The sequence below is a fragment of the Ruegeria sp. YTSA219 genome (genome assembly GCF_059609985.1).
This window is the reverse complement of record NZ_JBXWMT010000006.1, coordinates 186,489-201,983: the sequence shown is the minus strand read 5'-3', so window position 1 is coordinate 201,983 and position 15,495 is coordinate 186,489. Positions and strand designations below refer to the sequence as shown.

18 protein-coding genes are annotated in these 15,495 nt (G+C 58.0%); 9 read left to right on the top strand and 9 right to left on the bottom strand.

Annotated features, from left to right (window positions below):
* Window positions 1–17 precede the first annotated feature (17 nt).
* Complete coding sequence (locus AC2FFB_RS11155; protein ID WP_142636499.1) at window positions 18–368, top strand: H-type lectin domain-containing protein; 351 nt, start codon at window positions 18–20, stop codon at window positions 366–368.
* 14 nt (window positions 369–382) lie between these two features.
* On the opposite strand, the gene rpiB is transcribed toward AC2FFB_RS11155, so the two are convergent.
* A complete protein-coding gene (rpiB, locus tag AC2FFB_RS11150; protein WP_142636502.1) occupies window positions 383–835 on the bottom strand; it encodes a ribose 5-phosphate isomerase B in 453 nt (150 codons plus the stop codon).
* 60 nt (window positions 836–895) lie between these two features.
* A complete protein-coding gene (locus tag AC2FFB_RS11145) occupies window positions 896–1,915 on the bottom strand; it encodes a ribose-phosphate pyrophosphokinase (RefSeq protein ID WP_142636504.1) in 1,020 nt (339 codons plus the stop codon).
* 108 nt (window positions 1,916–2,023) lie between these two features.
* On the opposite strand from AC2FFB_RS11145, the gene AC2FFB_RS11140 reads away from it, so the two are divergent.
* Window positions 2,024–2,626, top strand: a complete 603-nt coding sequence (locus AC2FFB_RS11140; RefSeq protein ID WP_496693890.1) for a 2-hydroxychromene-2-carboxylate isomerase — start codon at window positions 2,024–2,026, stop codon at window positions 2,624–2,626.
* A 9-nt stretch (window positions 2,627–2,635) separates the two neighbouring features.
* Window positions 2,636–3,448, top strand: coding sequence for an alpha/beta fold hydrolase (locus tag AC2FFB_RS11135; RefSeq protein ID WP_496874905.1), 813 nt, complete (start codon window positions 2,636–2,638; stop codon window positions 3,446–3,448).
* A gap of 16 nt (window positions 3,449–3,464) precedes the next feature.
* Here AC2FFB_RS11135 and AC2FFB_RS11130 read toward each other — a convergent pair whose 3' ends face one another.
* From AC2FFB_RS11130 to AC2FFB_RS11100, 7 genes are all read right to left on the bottom strand, one after another.
* Complete coding sequence (locus tag AC2FFB_RS11130; RefSeq protein ID WP_496874904.1) at window positions 3,465–4,499, bottom strand: threonine aldolase family protein; 1,035 nt, start codon at window positions 4,497–4,499, stop codon at window positions 3,465–3,467.
* Entirely contained in the window at window positions 4,499–4,972 is a 474-nt protein-coding gene (locus AC2FFB_RS11125; protein WP_142636512.1) for a YcgN family cysteine cluster protein, read from the bottom strand. The genes AC2FFB_RS11130 and AC2FFB_RS11125 overlap by 1 nt, the downstream gene beginning before the upstream one ends.
* On the bottom strand, window positions 4,969–5,901 hold the full coding sequence (locus tag AC2FFB_RS11120; protein ID WP_496874903.1) for a bifunctional riboflavin kinase/FAD synthetase: 933 nt from the start codon (window positions 5,899–5,901) through the stop codon (window positions 4,969–4,971). Before AC2FFB_RS11120 ends, AC2FFB_RS11125 begins: the two co-directional genes overlap by 4 nt.
* Before the next feature lie 58 nt (window positions 5,902–5,959).
* Window positions 5,960–6,403: a MaoC family dehydratase gene (locus AC2FFB_RS11115; RefSeq protein WP_074736482.1), complete on the bottom strand. Its 444-nt coding sequence runs from the start codon at window positions 6,401–6,403 to the stop codon at window positions 5,960–5,962.
* A gap of 100 nt (window positions 6,404–6,503) precedes the next feature.
* The gene (locus tag AC2FFB_RS11110) at window positions 6,504–7,379 is read right to left on the bottom strand and encodes an HAD family hydrolase (RefSeq protein ID WP_496874902.1); all 876 of its coding nucleotides are present in this window, start codon (window positions 7,377–7,379) and stop codon (window positions 6,504–6,506) included.
* 126 nt (window positions 7,380–7,505) lie between these two features.
* Window positions 7,506–8,426, bottom strand: a complete 921-nt coding sequence (locus AC2FFB_RS11105; RefSeq protein WP_496689538.1) for a manganese-dependent inorganic pyrophosphatase — start codon at window positions 8,424–8,426, stop codon at window positions 7,506–7,508.
* A 100-nt stretch (window positions 8,427–8,526) separates the two neighbouring features.
* Window positions 8,527–9,507, bottom strand: a complete 981-nt coding sequence (locus AC2FFB_RS11100; protein ID WP_271949178.1) for a TraB/GumN family protein — start codon at window positions 9,505–9,507, stop codon at window positions 8,527–8,529.
* A 136-nt stretch (window positions 9,508–9,643) separates the two neighbouring features.
* Between AC2FFB_RS11100 and AC2FFB_RS11095 the strand changes: the two genes are divergently transcribed.
* The 6 genes from AC2FFB_RS11095 (at window position 9,644) to AC2FFB_RS11070 (ending at window position 15,495) form a co-directional block, all read left to right on the top strand.
* Window positions 9,644–10,318, top strand: a complete 675-nt coding sequence (locus AC2FFB_RS11095; protein ID WP_142636525.1) for a DUF2161 domain-containing phosphodiesterase — start codon at window positions 9,644–9,646, stop codon at window positions 10,316–10,318.
* A 151-nt stretch (window positions 10,319–10,469) separates the two neighbouring features.
* Window positions 10,470–10,757: a co-chaperone GroES gene (locus AC2FFB_RS11090; RefSeq protein ID WP_120632017.1), complete on the top strand. Its 288-nt coding sequence runs from the start codon at window positions 10,470–10,472 to the stop codon at window positions 10,755–10,757.
* Between the two features lie 55 nt (window positions 10,758–10,812).
* Window positions 10,813–12,453, top strand: a complete 1,641-nt coding sequence (gene groL, locus AC2FFB_RS11085; protein ID WP_142636527.1) for a chaperonin GroEL — start codon at window positions 10,813–10,815, stop codon at window positions 12,451–12,453.
* 239 nt (window positions 12,454–12,692) lie between these two features.
* Entirely contained in the window at window positions 12,693–13,535 is an 843-nt protein-coding gene (locus AC2FFB_RS11080; RefSeq protein ID WP_496689542.1) for a DMT family transporter, read from the top strand.
* Window positions 13,536–13,573: 38 nt separating this feature from the next.
* On the top strand, window positions 13,574–14,347 hold the full coding sequence (locus AC2FFB_RS11075; RefSeq protein ID WP_496689544.1) for an alpha/beta fold hydrolase: 774 nt from the start codon (window positions 13,574–13,576) through the stop codon (window positions 14,345–14,347).
* Window positions 14,344–15,495, top strand: coding sequence for an alpha-D-ribose 1-methylphosphonate 5-triphosphate diphosphatase (locus AC2FFB_RS11070; RefSeq protein WP_496693885.1), 1,152 nt, complete (start codon window positions 14,344–14,346; stop codon window positions 15,493–15,495). Before AC2FFB_RS11075 ends, AC2FFB_RS11070 begins: the two co-directional genes overlap by 4 nt.

The window sequence follows — 15,495 nt, the reverse complement described above, 5'->3', positions numbered from 1 at the left end:
TTATAAAAGACGACAAAATGCAGACTTTTAGTACCCATCCGATTGGAATCGACCAAGGCGAAGTTGTGCTGTTCTCCGACTTCGCAGATGGCGGTGACATGTGGACAGGCGAGGGGCCGCGCGAACGACGCTCGGACATAGAATTCAGCCAGCCATTCCGTTCCGCGCCTGTTGTACAGATCAGCGTGTCACTGTGGGATGTTGATACATCTTCGGCATTGCGCGCCGAGGTCAAGGCCGAGGACATCACGCCCGAGGGATTTGCTGCGGTGTTCCGTACCTGGTCGGATACCCGCATCGCGCGCATCCGAATATCTTGGACAGCGTTCGGCGAGGTGCCACATGAGGATGACTGGGATATTCTGTGAAGCCAGCCTTGGGTTTAGGACTCGTCCGATGCCTCTATCATGGCGACCCGGTGTGCATGCCGTCCGCCTTCGAATTCGGCTGACAGGAAGGCATCCACTATATCCAGCGCCTGACCCTCACCCACGACCCGGGCGCCGACAGACAGCATGTTGGCGTCGTTATGCTGGCGGATCATGCGTGCGGAAAAGGCATCCGAGCAGACACCGCAGCGAATGCCGGGGACCTTGTTGGCCGCCATCATGATACCTTGACCCGTTCCACACAGAACGATGCCAAGCTGACAATCCCCGGAAGCCACTGCTTGGGCGGCGGCCTTGCCATGAACAGGGTAATGGGTGCTCTCAGGTGTCTTGGGGCCGATATCGACGACGTCCCATCCCTGGGCCGCAATATGAGAGGCAACCGCCTGGCGTAATTCGATGGCTGCGTGGTCGCTGGATAGAACAATGCGTTTTGAGGCTGTCACGGTAAACTCCGACCTGTATTGCAGAAAGAAAAGAGGCGGCCCTTGGGCCGCCGCGTTCGATCAATCCCTATGATACATCGACTCGTAGATCGGCGTCAGGGTCTTATCCTCGAACAGTGACGATACACTGGTGCCGTTCCAGATATTCAGGATCGCCTGCGTAAAGATCGGGGCTGTGGGCACGATGCGGATGTTCTTGGCCTTGGTAATTTCTTCTGTCGGCTGGATCGTGTCGGTCAGCACCAGAGATTTCATCACCGAATTGGTCACGCGTTCGACCGCAGGGCCGCTCATGACGCCGTGTGTGATGTAGGAATGAACTTCTTTCGCACCATTATCCAGCAGTACTTGCGCCGCTTTGCACAGAGTACCGGCCGTGTCGCACATGTCGTCAACGATCAAACAGATCTTGTCTCTGACATCGCCAATTACGGTCATCTCAGCGACTTCGCCGGCTTTTTCGCGGCGTTTGTCCACGATCGACAGCGGGGCGTTGATCCGCTTGGCCAACTCGCGCGCGCGGGCCACGCCGCCCACATCGGGCGAAACGACCATGATCTCGTCGAGGCTGTCCTTGAACTGATGTTTCACATCCAGCGCAAAGATCGGCGAGGCATAAAGGTTGTCGACAGGCATGTCGAAGAACCCCTGAATCTGCGCTGCGTGCAGATCCATGGTCAGGATGCGCTCGATCCCGGCGCCAGTCAGCATGTTGGCCACCAGCTTGGCACTGATCGGTGTGCGGGCCTTGGTGCGGCGGTCCTGGCGGGCATAGCCGAAATAGGGGATCACGGCGGTAATCCGTTGGGCCGACGAACGGCGCAGCGCATCAGCAATGATGAGCAGCTCCATCAGATTGTCATTGGCCGGGTTCGAGGTGGGCTGGACGATGAACATATCTTCGCCGCGCACGTTCTCGAACACTTCGACAAAGATTTCACCGTCGTTAAACCGTTCGACCCGGGCATCGACCAGACCCTGATCGACGCCGCGATACAGGCTCATTCGGCGTGCAATGGATTCGGCAAGCGGAAGATTAGCGTTCCCAGCGATTAACTTGGGTTCGTGAAGTGTCGGCATCGGCTGAGGTCCCCGGGCAGCAATGGCAAATGTGACAGATTCGTGATGTTGACACCGCTTAGCATGGCCTTACCGTCCAGCAAAGATAACGCTGCGGAGAAAGTGAACATGGCCCAAATTGACTACTATTTTGCGACACTCTCACCATACACCTACCTGGCGGGACTGCGCCTGGAGGAGATTGCGGCCAAACATGGTGCGACAATCAACTACAAGCCGCTTGATATCGTCGCCCTGTTCGGACGTACGGGAGGTGTTCCGCCCAAGGACCGCCATATCTCGCGCATCGAATACCGGATGCAAGAAATGCAGCGACAGTCAAAAAAGCTGGATATGGCGTTCAACCTGCAACCGGCCCATTGGCCCACCAATGCGGCGCCGTCTTCCTATGCCATTATCGCGGCCATTCAGGACGGGTCGGGGAATGTGGGGCAGCTGGTGCATTCCTTTGTGCGCGCCTGCTGGGCCGAGGAAAAGGACATCGCGCAGGACGACGTGATCCGCGCTTGCCTGGCTGACGCTGGGTTTTCCCCGGATCTGGCCGTTAGCGGCTTGCTGCTCGGGGCTGAGACCTATACCGCCAATCTGGAAGAAGCCGTGGAACGCGGAGTTTTTGGAGCTCCGTTCTATATAACGGAAGACGATCAGCGGTTCTGGGGCCAAGACAGGTTGGACGATCTGGACAGGCATCTGGCCGGGCTGAAGGGATAGGACAACATAATGGCCGTTGCGCAGAACCTGCGTGTCACGCAGTTGGGGCAGGGTGATCGCCCTGTGCTGGCCTTGCATTGCACCATTGCTCATTCCGGGGTCTGGGCAGGCCTAGCCGCGGCGATGAAAGGGCAGGCAAGTTTTATTGCACCGGATATGCTGTCCCATGGGCGCAGCCCGGACTGGGATCGCCAGGGGGATCTGTATGACCGGCTGACCGAAGCCACACTTGAACATCTGACCGAGCCGATGGGCGTGATCGGGCATTCTTTTGGCGCGGCGATTGCATTGCGGCTGGCGGTCGAGCATCCCGCGTTGGTTCGCAGTGTCGTACTGATCGAACCGGTGTATTTTGCCGTGGCACAGCAGGATGCCCCGGACCTTGTGGCGGAATACGCGCATGTTGCCCAACCCTGTATGGACGCGCTTGCATCAGGCGACGAACCTCTGGCGGCAAGGCTGTTCAACCGGTTGTGGGCCGGAGATAGGGGGCCGCGTTGGTCAGACATGCCCGAAACTGCACGGGCGGGGATGGTGCGTGGAATTCATCTGGTATCCGAGGTCGAAAACGAACTGATAATGGATTCCAAAGGCTTGCTACGGCCCGAGCGGATCGCACACGCCAATATGCCGGTATTGCTGCTGCATGGCGCGCTCACCCACCCAGTGATGGTCGCGATAAACTCTGGATTGAAATCCCGTCTTCCAATGGCCGAAAGCGCCGTGATCGAAGGGGCAGGGCATATGGCTCCGATCTCTCACCCGACAGAGACCGGCGCTCTGATCGAGGCTTTTTGGAACAGACTGCCTGCCACTGCCTGAAGCTTCGGGCGCGTCGTTACAAGAGCGCGATGAACCGATCAATTTGCGCAGGCTCGATGGACCAGTCACAAACCAGCCGACAGGCTAGAATTTCGCTGTCATCTGCCCCGTCCAGCTCTGCCCCCCACAGGTGGTAAACAGCACCTGAGGCATGCAGTTGCTTGTGTTGGGCGCGTGAAAACTGGGCAAAAATCATATTCGCCTGCGGCGCGTGCAGGAAAGAGGCACCTTTGGCCCGCAATCCCTCGGTCAGACGGGCGCAGTTGTTATTGGCCTGACGGGCCAGTGTCAGCCACAGATCATCCTGCAGATACGCCGCCATTTGAGCGGACAGATAGCGGTGCTTGGAGAACAGGTGCGCCCCGCGCTTGCGGCGCAATTCGAATTCCCAGGCTTTGCTTTCATCAAAGAAGACAACGGCTTCGACGCCCATTAGCCCGTTTTTGGTCCCGCCAAAACTGACCGCATCCACGCCTGCTTTCCACGTCATCTCGGCGGGTGAGCAGTTCAACGCAACAAGGGCGTTGGAAAAACGCGCACCGTCTAAATGGACTGGCAGCCCATACTCTTTGGCCACGGCGCAGAGCGCCTGCAATTCTGACAGGGTGTAAACAGACCCTCGTTCGGTCACCTGCGTAATGGATACAGGTCCGCGCTGCGGTCCATGCACGCCGCGTGTTTCTTCGGCCAGAATCGAGCCGCGCAGCGCGTCCGGCGCCATCTTGTCCGCGCCCGGAACCAGCGTCAGCTTGGCGCCGCTGTAAAACTCGGGCGCGTTGCACTCATCCTCGTGGATATGTGCCACGGGTGAGCAGAACACCGTCTCCCACGGCTGCGCCAGCGTCGCCAGCGCCAGCGAATTCGCGGCCGTCCCGGTGGCCACCAGATACACGGCGGCGCCAGGTGCCTCGAACACCCCGCGAATGCGATCCCGGACCTCATTCATCAAGGTGTCGGTTCCATAGGCCATCTGATAGCCCTGATTGGCAGCATTCAGCGCTTCCATGACCGCCGGGTGAACCGGCCCCGAATTGTCAGAGGCAAAGTACATTAGCTGGGCTCCTCGATGATATGATCTTCCCACTCTTCCAGCGGAGTTTCGAATTCGGACACGGTCCGCCCCTGCACCGAGACTCCGGCGGCATGAACGCTGTCCGGTGTGCCCGAAATCAACGGGTGCCAATCGTGTAGGGGTTTGCCCTCCCACAACAGGCGATAGGCACAGGTCTGTGGCAGCCAATAGGCGTGATCGTTGATATTGCCCGGCGTCATCACGATACATTCCGGCACAAATTGGTGGCGGATATCGTATTGGGTGCAGCGGCAACTTTCGTCATCCAACAGACGGCAGGCGACGCAGGTCAGCGCAACCTCACCGGTGTCTTCATCTTCCAGTTTGTTCAGACAACATTTGCCGCAGCCATCGCACAAAGCTTCCCATTCAGCTTGGTTCATGCGGGTTAACGGTTTTCGTTCCCAGAACCTGGGGGCCAGGCCGGTGCGGTCGATCGGATCCGTTGTCATCGGTCCGCCAGCAGGCCGCGGGCCTTGTCGCAGTCGGCATCCATCTGCGCGATCAGGCCGTCCAGACTGTCAAAGGTCATCTCGGGGCGCAGGTATTCTACCAGACCCACCGACAGGGTCGCGCCATAAAGGTCACCCGAGAAGTCGAACAGGAAGGTTTCGATATTGGGGACCTCACCATTGAACATCGGTCGCGTCCCAACCGAGGCTGCGCCCTGATAGCTGCCCAGATGAGGTCCATCCAGAACATCGACCAGAACGGCATAGACGCCGAATCTTGGCGGATGCAGCCCCTCAATGGACATGTTTGCGGTGGGAAATCCCAGTTCACGGCCCCGTTGTTCGCCTCCGATCACCTCGCCTTCGATCCGGTGCCAGTGACCCAACATAGTAGCGGCATCCTGCGGGCGGCCCTCGGTCAGTGCAATACGGATCGCAGTGGATGAAACGACATTTTCGGACCGCTCCATCAACGGAGCGATGGTGACACCGAACCCCATCTCTTGCCCAAAGAGCACCAAGTCATCAGCGGTGCCGCTGCGGCCTTTGCCGAAACAGAAATCGGCACCTACGACGACATGCGACAGGCCGAGCCCGTCGCAGATCACGTTGCGGGCGAATTCCCTTGGCGTCAGGCCAGCCAATGCGGCGTTGAACGGCAGCTCATACAGCTTTTCGACCCCCAGTTTTGCTAACCGGTGCGCGCGGGCATTGCCGCGCATCAGGCGAAAGGGCGGGGTGTCCGGGGCGAAATATTCTCTGGGATGCGGCTCGAATGTCAGTACGCCCAAAGGTGCACTCGGCGCGGCGCTGCGGGCCAGTTCGATCACAGATTGGTGGCCGATATGAACGCCGTCGAAATTCCCGATCGCCACGCTGGCGCCGCGATCTTGGGGTTCGATGAATTGGAGGTCACGAATGATGCGCATAGCGACTGCCTAGCGGGACAGGCGCGCTTGTTCAAGGGTCTGAGACCCCCGGAAACGCTCAGTCGAATTTGCGCGACGGGGCCAGCACCATGGCTTCGCCGACCAGCACCTTCTTGCCATCCACTGCGCAGTGACAATCGAGCTTGACCCGACGCTTGGCAAAATCAATGTCGATCACCTTGACCTCGGCATAGACCATGTCACCCGGGCGAACAGGAGCGAGAAACTTCAGCGACTGCCCCATGTAAACTGTGCCGTGGCCTGGCAACTGCTCGCCGATCACGGCCGAGATCAGACCCGCGGTCAGCATCCCATGCGCGATGCGCCCCTCGAAGATCGTGTCGCGGGCGTAATCGTCGTCCAGATGTACGGGGTTTCTGTCGGTCGACACCTGAGCGAACATTTCGATATCCTCGTCCGTCACCACTTTGCGAAGGTGACGGGACATGCCCATCTCGATGTCTTCAATACAGATCGTGCCGCGTGGAAGATTATCCAACATGTTGCCCTCACTCGAATTCATCGGGCAACAAAAAAATCAAAGTCACCCCTGTTGGGAAACTTTATTACTTTGCAACTGCAGAAAATCAAGCCTTTTCTGACTACCTAAGGCGGCCGATCGTATAGGTCGGATTTATCTTTTCCTTTTGAATATAATCAGTTAGGGATTCATGATGCGGATGTGCTTCGGTTTTTGTCTCGGCCGCGGCTAGCCCGCCCGAGATGAAAAGAGAATCAATGCCTTCCCCCATTCCACCCAGAATGTCGGTGTGCGGACCGTCTCCGATGACAAGAATGTCCCCATCGGGAATGTCGTGGCCAAGTTTCTGCAACCTGCGGCGGGCAAGATCATAGATCGGCGGATGAGGCTTTCCGAAATATAGGCTTTCGCCACCCATTTCCGTATAAAGCCTGGCTAATGCACCTGCGCACCACTCCCGAACCTCGCCGCGGTCCACCACAATATCGGGATTGGCACAAAGCAGCTTCAGCCCCTTTTGTTTGGCGTACAGGAAATCAGCACGGTTCACGGACGGATCGGCCATGGGATCGAAGGGGCCGCAACAAGCAATGCCCTCTGCCTCGGCCAGCGGCACGCGCTCGATATGAATCGGGTGGTCCAACAACTTCAGCGGTTCAAAGAATCCCGCGTCCCGCTGCCATTCGCCCATGAAATAGACCTTTTCGCCCACTGCGCCCCGGAACATGGCCGACCGGGCCGAATCTCCGCTGGTTGCAATCGTGTCATAGGCGTCGTCTGGGACATTGAATTGCGCCAGCTGGGTGGCGACTCCAGCACGCGGCTTGGGAGAGTTGGTCACCAGGACAACAATGCCGCCTTGCGCGCGATAGGCCTGCAGGGCCGCAACCGCTTCGGGGTAAGCAGTGATGCCATTGTGTACACAGCCCCAAAGATCGACGAACAGGGCCTTATAACGGCTGGAAACCTCGGGCAATGCGTGGATGATCTGCGTCATGATGGACCCCCATTGATCTGCAAAGAGTGTCGTTTGAGCCTAAGACAGTGCGTGTGGTGTTTGGCCAGTAAGGGCAATGCCTAGCAAAAAAGGCGCCCGATCAAGGCGCCTTTGGTGATTTTGGGATCAGACCTTGAGGTTCGGAATGATCTGTTTCTTACGGCTCATGATCCCGGGCAGAACGACCACGTCGCCATCAACCGAGGCGTCAAAGCTTTTCTCGGCCACGGCTTTGACCAGATCGTTGGGAACCAGCAGGGTGGCTTCTTCGTTCAGAATATCGACCACGAACAGCAATACCTGATCGACACCGTCTTCTTTGGCTACGTCGGCCATCGACGCCGCAAGGCTGTCTTTGCGGTCCAGCACGACACCCGGTGCTGTGGTTTCCAGAACCGAAACGCGGAATTTGGTGCCGTCGACTTCGTATTCCTTGCTGTCCATCCGGATCAGCTCGGCGTCCGAGAATGAGGACACATCTGATTTGGCCGCGAACATTTCTGCAGCATAGGCCGAGACGTCCAGACCCAGATCCGCGGCCAGTTTTTCGGCCACAGCGCGGTCATGCGCGGTTGTGGTGGGCGAGCGGAATTCCAACGTGTCCGACAGGATGCAGGTCAGCGCCGCGCCTTTGATGGCATCGGGCATTTTGGCGGCATCGTCGCCGATCATGTCGACCATGATAGTGGCGGTGCAGGCCAGCGGCCGCACGGTGATGTCGATCGGGCCTTTGGTTTCCAGACCGCCGACCAGTTTATGGTGGTCGATAATGGCGCGAATATCGGCGCCGTTGATGCTGGCAGGTAGCTCGGCGGGGTTGTTCGTGTCGACAATAACAACCGGTGCGTCAGCCTCTACGTCTGCGATGATGCGCGGCTTGGGCAGGTCCCAGTGCTGTAGCATAAAGGCTGCTTCAGTGTTGGGTTCGCCCAGCAGGACAGGCTCGGCCTGTTCGCCTTTGATTTCGTTCATGTACCACGACCACAGGATCGGCGAACCAGTGGAATCAGTGTCGGGGGATTTATGTCCAAATACGAGGGTTGTCATTTCAGCGTCCTGAGGAGAGTAGATTTGGGCGCCTTATAGGGTGGTCTGGCACACTTGTCACCCGCCCCTGCGTAAACTGCGACGAAGGGTAAGGCCGGGCCTAGAAAGCGGCACGTTTTAGCGTGTATCCAGCCTGTTCCAACTGGTTCAACAGACCATGGTCATCGCCCAAATGTCCGGCGCCCACAGCAATGACCACCGTTTGGTCCTGAATGGCCAATATGTGCTGCATCCAGTTGTTGTTGCGCCCGACTAGAAGTTGCTGTTCGAAACTGGACCACTCTTCGTCGAAAACCTCTTGCGACAGACCGGATGTTTCAAGCCCCTGTAGTCTGGCAAATTGGATGATCTCTGCGTGCTTTTCTTCCAGATAGGCATTGACCATAGTCGCCAGCTGATCCTCGCTGCTTTCAAAGGCACTGGCCATGCGGATCAGTGATTGCACCTGCTTTTCGATCGGGTGCTGGTCAAACATCGCCATCAGATCGTCAATCTGCTCTAAAGAGTACTGGGGGATGTCATGGGCTTCGGCCATGTCGGTCAGGCGCGCGTCCATTCCATAGCTGGCTTCCGGATTCTCGGTCATGCATGGGGGGACACCCAGCATCATGCTCAGAAACCAGGGGCGCATTTTTGCAGCCATCCAACTGGGGATGCCACGCTCTGCCAGGCCGCTGGACAGGGCGGCCCAGTCTTCTTCCGGCATCAGCTCAATCAGGGTGGGACCTGAGGTGATCAGAACAGGGCTGAGGTCTTTGGCCAGTTCCTGTTCAAATGCAGTCATTTCGTCCTGGGTCACTTCGAAATAGAACGCATCCGCCTGGCTGAGTGTCGGTTCCAGCCTTTCTGTGACGGCGTCCATACGCGGGTCGTTTGTGTGCAGCGTTCCTATCAGATGCAGAACTGTATCGCCTTTTGTCGCGATCCAGTGATTGCCTTCCGGGTACGGGAAGTCGGCCAAAGCCTGCTGCAAATCAGCTTGCGCCTCTGGACTTAGGTCAGACCTCAGGTCGCGCCCCTCGCAGGCCGCTTGGGCCGAGAAAGGTACCAGCAGACAAGCCAAAAAGATCAAAAAACGCATCGTACCATCCTGGTTGGATCAATCCCTATATGGGGTGCGACCTTGCCGGGGCCAAGGCCGGTGTTCAACCTGCCAGGATGGACACTGACCTGATCTGTGTCTGGCATTCCACAGTAATTCGAATAGCATGAGCCACATGGACCGCGAGCAGGATCTCTACCCCCCAATCAAGGCGCTGTTAGAGCGTCAGGGCTATACCGTCAAAGGCGAGGTCGGTGCGGTCGATGTCATGGCTGTTCGTGAGGGTGAAGAGCCTGTGATTGTAGAGTTGAAGTTGCGTTTCTCATTGGCGCTGTTTCACCAGGCAATCACCCGACTGAAGGTTACTGAAAATGTCTATATCTGTGTTCTCAAGCCCCGCGGACGCACGGCCAGGCGGGCGTTGAAGGACAACACGGCGCTATGTCGAAGGTTGGGCCTTGGCCTGATAACTGTTCGGGCGGATGGCGTTGTCGAGGTGCATTGTGACCCTGGGCCCTACGCCCCGCGAAAGGACAAGGCCAAAACAGCGCGGCTGCTGCGCGAGTTTGACAGGCTTGAAGGTGATCCGAACGCAGGCGGTGCCACACGCCACGGCCTCGTCACCGCCTATCGTCAGGATGCTTTGCGCTGTGCGGCGCATCTTGCAGAATGTGGTGCCACAAAAGGGGCAGATGTTGCTAAGGCAACCGGTGTTTCGATTGCGACCCGGCTGATGCGCGAAAACCATTATGGCTGGTTCGACAAAATTGCAAAAGGTGTCTACGCCTTGTCGGAATCCGGACAAGAGGGTCTGAAGCACTGGGCCTATAGCTGGGATCAGCCTGACTGAGTCCCAAGGATAAAAAATTCTTCACGCTTGTTGACTCAGGGAATTCGACCCCCTAGCTATACGCCGTTATCACTCGCAAGGGTCGAGTGCTAACGCCTCACCGCAAGGTGAGGGGAGGATAAATAAACTTTGAGCCCAAGGAGCTGCAAAGATGGCATTGAAACCGCTTCATGACCGCGTGTTGGTTCGCCGTACCGAAAGCGATGAGAAAACCGCTGGTGGTCTGATCATTCCAGACAGCGCAAAAGAAAAGCCCAGCGAAGGCGAAGTTGTTGCGACCGGCGAAGGCGCACGCAAGGACAGCGGCGAGCTGATCGCAATGGCTGTAAAAGCTGGCGACAAGATCCTGTTCGGCAAATGGTCGGGCACTGAGGTTCAGGTCAACGGCGAAGAGCTGCTGATGATGAAAGAAAGCGACATCATGGGGATCATCGAGTAAGCCCACGCGCTTCCTCTGATCTTCATCCCAATACATTTTCTCAAGGAGAAACGACATGGCTGCTAAGGACGTCAAGTTCGACACCGATGCCCGTAACCGCATGCTGGCAGGTGTGAACATCCTGGCCGACGCTGTCAAAGTGACCCTGGGCCCCAAAGGCCGCAACGTGGTTCTGGACAAATCTTTCGGCGCACCGCGCATCACCAAAGACGGTGTTTCGGTTGCCAAGGAAATCGAACTGGAAGACAAGTTCGAAAACATGGGCGCGCAGATGGTGAAAGAAGTCGCCAGCCGCACCAATGACGAGGCCGGCGACGGCACCACCACAGCAACCGTTCTGGCTCAGTCCATCGTCAAAGAAGGTCTGAAGCAGGTTGCAGCGGGCCTGAACCCGATGGACCTGAAGCGCGGCATCGACCTGGCAACTGCCAAGGTTGTTGAAGGCATCAAGAACGCCTCGCGTGAAGTCAAGGACTCGGCTGAAGTTGCTCAGGTTGGCACCATTTCTTCCAACGGTGAAACCGAGATCGGCCAGCAAATCGCAGACGCGATGCAGAAGGTCGGCAACGAAGGTGTTATCACCGTCGAAGAAAACAAAGGCCTGGAAACCCAGACCGATGTTGTCGAAGGCATGCAGTTCGACCGCGGCTACCTGTCGCCTTACTTTGTCACCAACGCTGACAAGATGGTTGCAGACCTCGAAGACTGCATGATCCTGTTGCACGAAAAGAAACTGTCCTCGCTTCAGCCGATGGTTCCGCTGCTCGAGCAAGTGATCCAGTCGCAAAAGCCGCTGCTGATCATTGCAGAAGACGTTGAAGGCGAAGCGCTGGCAACTCTGGTTGTAAACAAACTGCGCGGCGGCCTGAAAATTGCTGCTGTCAAAGCACCGGGCTTCGGCGATCGCCGTAAGGCCATGCTGCAGGACATCGCAATCCTGACCGGCGGTCAGGTCATCAGCGAAGATCTGGGCATGAAGCTTGAGTCCGTGACCATGGACATGCTGGGCACTGCCAAGAAAATCGAAATCACCAAAGACGAAACCACCATCGTCGACGGTGCTGGCGAAAAAGCCGAGATCGAAGCGCGTGTTGCTCAGATCCGCACCCAGATCGAAGAAACCTCGTCGGACTACGACCGTGAAAAGCTGCAAGAGCGCGTTGCCAAACTGGCAGGCGGTGTTGCTGTTATCCGCGTCGGCGGCATGACCGAAGTTGAAGTGAAAGAGCGTAAGGACCGTGTGGACGATGCTCTGAACGCGACCCGCGCTGCTGTTCAAGAAGGCGTTGTCGTGGGCGGTGGTGTTGCTCTGGTTCAGGCCGGTAAAGCACTGGACACTCTGCAAGGCGCAAACGCTGATCAGGACGCAGGCATCAACATCGTTCGTAAGGCAATCGAAGCGCCTCTGCGCCAGATCGCTGAAAACGCAGGTGTCGACGGTGCGGTTGTTGCGGGCAAAGTTCGCGAAAGCGACGATGTGGCATTTGGCTTCAATGCGCAGACTGAAGAATATGGTGACATGTTCGCATTCGGCGTGATTGACCCGGCCAAAGTTGTCCGTACCGCATTGGAAGATGCAGCGTCGGTTGCCGGCTTGCTGATCACTACCGAAGCAATGGTTGCTGACAAGCCGCAGAAAGATGGACCTGCTGGCGGCGGCATGCCCGACATGGGCGGCATGGGCGGCATGATGTAAAACGTCGAATTCGCTTAGACGAATTCTGGCGGCCCCACAGGCGCTTGGCAGTATAGCCAAACTGCCCAGAGGGGAGCTGCAGAGCTAAGGAACGGAGTCGCCTTCGGGCGGCCCCGTTTCGTTTTGGCACGCCGCTTATGACTGAAACTGTGGCTCAAACTGTTCCGAGGTCGACGGTCTAACCGGTCCCTTCAGGAAAGTGAGTACCCAAACCGGTGTGAAACCGGTATCGGGTTGATATGCGACTGTTCCTTCTGACCGCCCTCACCATGTGCGCCTTTGCAGCGAACTCCATTCTGAACCGGATGGCCGTTGAAGGCGGCGATAGCGACCCGGCGGGGTTTGCGGTTATGCGCGTTCTGGCAGGGGCGCTGATGCTGGCGGTGCTGGTTTTGATACGTGGCGGCAGCCTGCCGTTGCGCAGCCCTCGCCGGTTCATTGGCGCTGGCGCCTTGTCGCTTTACATGATCGGGTTCTCGATCGCCTATCTTACACTGGATGCCGGGCTGGGCGCCTTGATCCTATTTGGGATAGTGCAAATCACGATGTTCGTGGCCACTGCCGTGACTGGAAATTCACCGACACGACAGCAACTTCTGGGAGCGGCGATTGCACTGGGTGGCCTCGCCTATGTGCTTTGGCCGTCGGGCACGGTTCAGGTGGATCCGGTCGGAGCCGCCCTGATGTGCGCTGCCGGGATTGGCTGGGCAGCATATTCTCTGGCGGGACGGTCCGAGCCAAATGCGCTTGCCGGGACGGCGGCGAATTTCGTCATTGCCCTTCCGGTGACGGCCGGAGCTTTGCTGCTGTTCGGCGGAGGTTGGCAGATGACGGGCACCGGTTTGTTGCTGTCGGCAATATCCGGGGCGGTCACTTCGGGGCTGGGATATGCGTTGTGGTACCATGTTTTGCCCCAACTGGCACCGACCGTTGCAGCTGTGGTGCAGTTGAGCGTGCCCGTGATTGCTATTCTGGGCGGTGTCCTCTTGCTGAGCGAAACAGCAGAGGCCCGGCTTTTGATTGGCGCAGCGCTGGTGTTGGGCGGCATTGCGCTGGCGGTGCTGCGACGTCAGCGGGGGTAGGGCTTTCATCAGCGGCGCTAAGACATTATCTGGCGCTTATGAAAATTCTGATCGCCCTGCTTATCTTTCTGCTCCCCGCCGCGGCCAGCGCGAAATGCGTGGTCTTGTTGCATGGTCTTGCACGGACCGAGGCCTCTTTCACCGTGATGGAGCAGCTGTTCAAGTCACATGACTATTCGGTTGTGCGCCCGGGCTATCCCTCGACCGAGATCGGTATTCCCGAACTGGCCGAACAAACCATTCCTGATGCCTTTGCGGCTTGTGGCGATGACACTGTCAATGTGGTAGCACATTCGATGGGCGGCATTTTGTTGCGCTATTGGCTCAAGGATCATAGCCCGGAAAACCTGGGTCGTGTCATCATGCTGGGGCCGCCCAATCAGGGCAGCCAACTGGTCGATGAACTTAGCGCGTGGGAGGTGTTCGGCTATCTCAACGGACCTGCGGGCCTTCAACTGGGCACAGGCGCCGAAGGGATCCCGGGTCGTCTACCGCCGGTGGATTTTGAACTAGGTGTTATCGCTGGCGAAAACTCCTTAAACCCGGTATTTTCTTCACTGATTGATGGGCCTGATGACGGTAAGGTTTCCGTTGAAAGCACCAAGGTCGAAGGAATGACTGATCACCTGGTTCTGCCGGTGACCCACACGTTTATGATGAACAATCCGCGGGTCATGGCTCAGGCCCTGCACTTCATCGAATTCGGCCAGTTCGACCCGCAGATCACCTGGCTTGACGGGGTGATGGAAGCTATTGATGAGATCTGCATCGGACAGGATTGCTCGGAACCTGACTCGGAGTCCACGCAATGACCGCATTAAGCCTGACCCTGACCGGTGCAGAGGTTCTTCTGCCCGACGAGGGGCTGACGGATGCCGATCTGTCTATTGCCGATGGCGTGGTTCAGACAGGCCCTGCCGGGCGGCAGATCAACCTGTCAGGATATCTGGTTCTGCCCGGTATTATCGACCTGCATGGTGATGGGTTTGAACGGCACATCGCGCCCCGTCGCGGTGCCATGAAGCAGATGAACGAAGGGATCCTCTCGGTCGAGGCTGAACTGGCGGCCAATGGCATCACCACAGCCGTTCTGGCCCAGTTTTACAGTTGGGAAGGTGGGGTGCGCGGGCCTGAGTTCGCAGGGCAGGTGTTTGATGCCATTGCGGCAGTCAAGGACCACACCGTCACCGATCTGATGCCCCAGCTTCGGTTCGAAACGCATATGCTGGACAATTACGCCGGACTGGCAGAAAAGATTGCGGCTTGGCAGGTGCCCTATGTCGTGTTCAACGACCACCTGCCGCATGACCGTCTGGCTGAGGGGCGTAAGCCCCCGCGTCTGACCGGACAGGCGCTCAAGGCCGGTCGCAATCCCGAGGTGCATTTCGAAATGCTGCTGTCGATGCATGCTCGCCGGGATGAGGTGTATACCGCACTGGATGTACTCTGTACTGCTTTGACAAAGCAGGGCGTCCGGATGGGCAGCCACGATGACGCCACAGCCCAAACTCGCGCCGATTGGCGCGCGCGGGGCGCGCGGATTTCAGAGTTCCCCGAAACGCTGGAAGCCGCCGAGGCCGCCCGCACCGCCGGGGATCACATCATCCTGGGATCGCCCAATGTGGTGCGCGGCGGGTCGCATAAAGGGAATGTTAGCGCGCTGGACCTGATTGCGATGGGGCTGTGCGATGCACTGGCCTCGGATTATCACTATCCCAGCCCGCGCCGGGCAGCCTTGATGCTGGCCAAATCCGGCCTTCTGGACATGGCGGGCGCATGGGCGCTGGTGTCGTCAGGGCCAGCCCGCGTACTTGGGTTGCAAGATCGCGGCACGCTCACCCCCGGGCAGCGTGCCGATCTGGTCATTCTGGAGGCAGATACAAACCGTGTCGCGGCAACGCTGGCTGCCGGGCGCGTCAGCTATATGGCCGGGGATATCGCCGCGCGGTTTGTCGGCTGA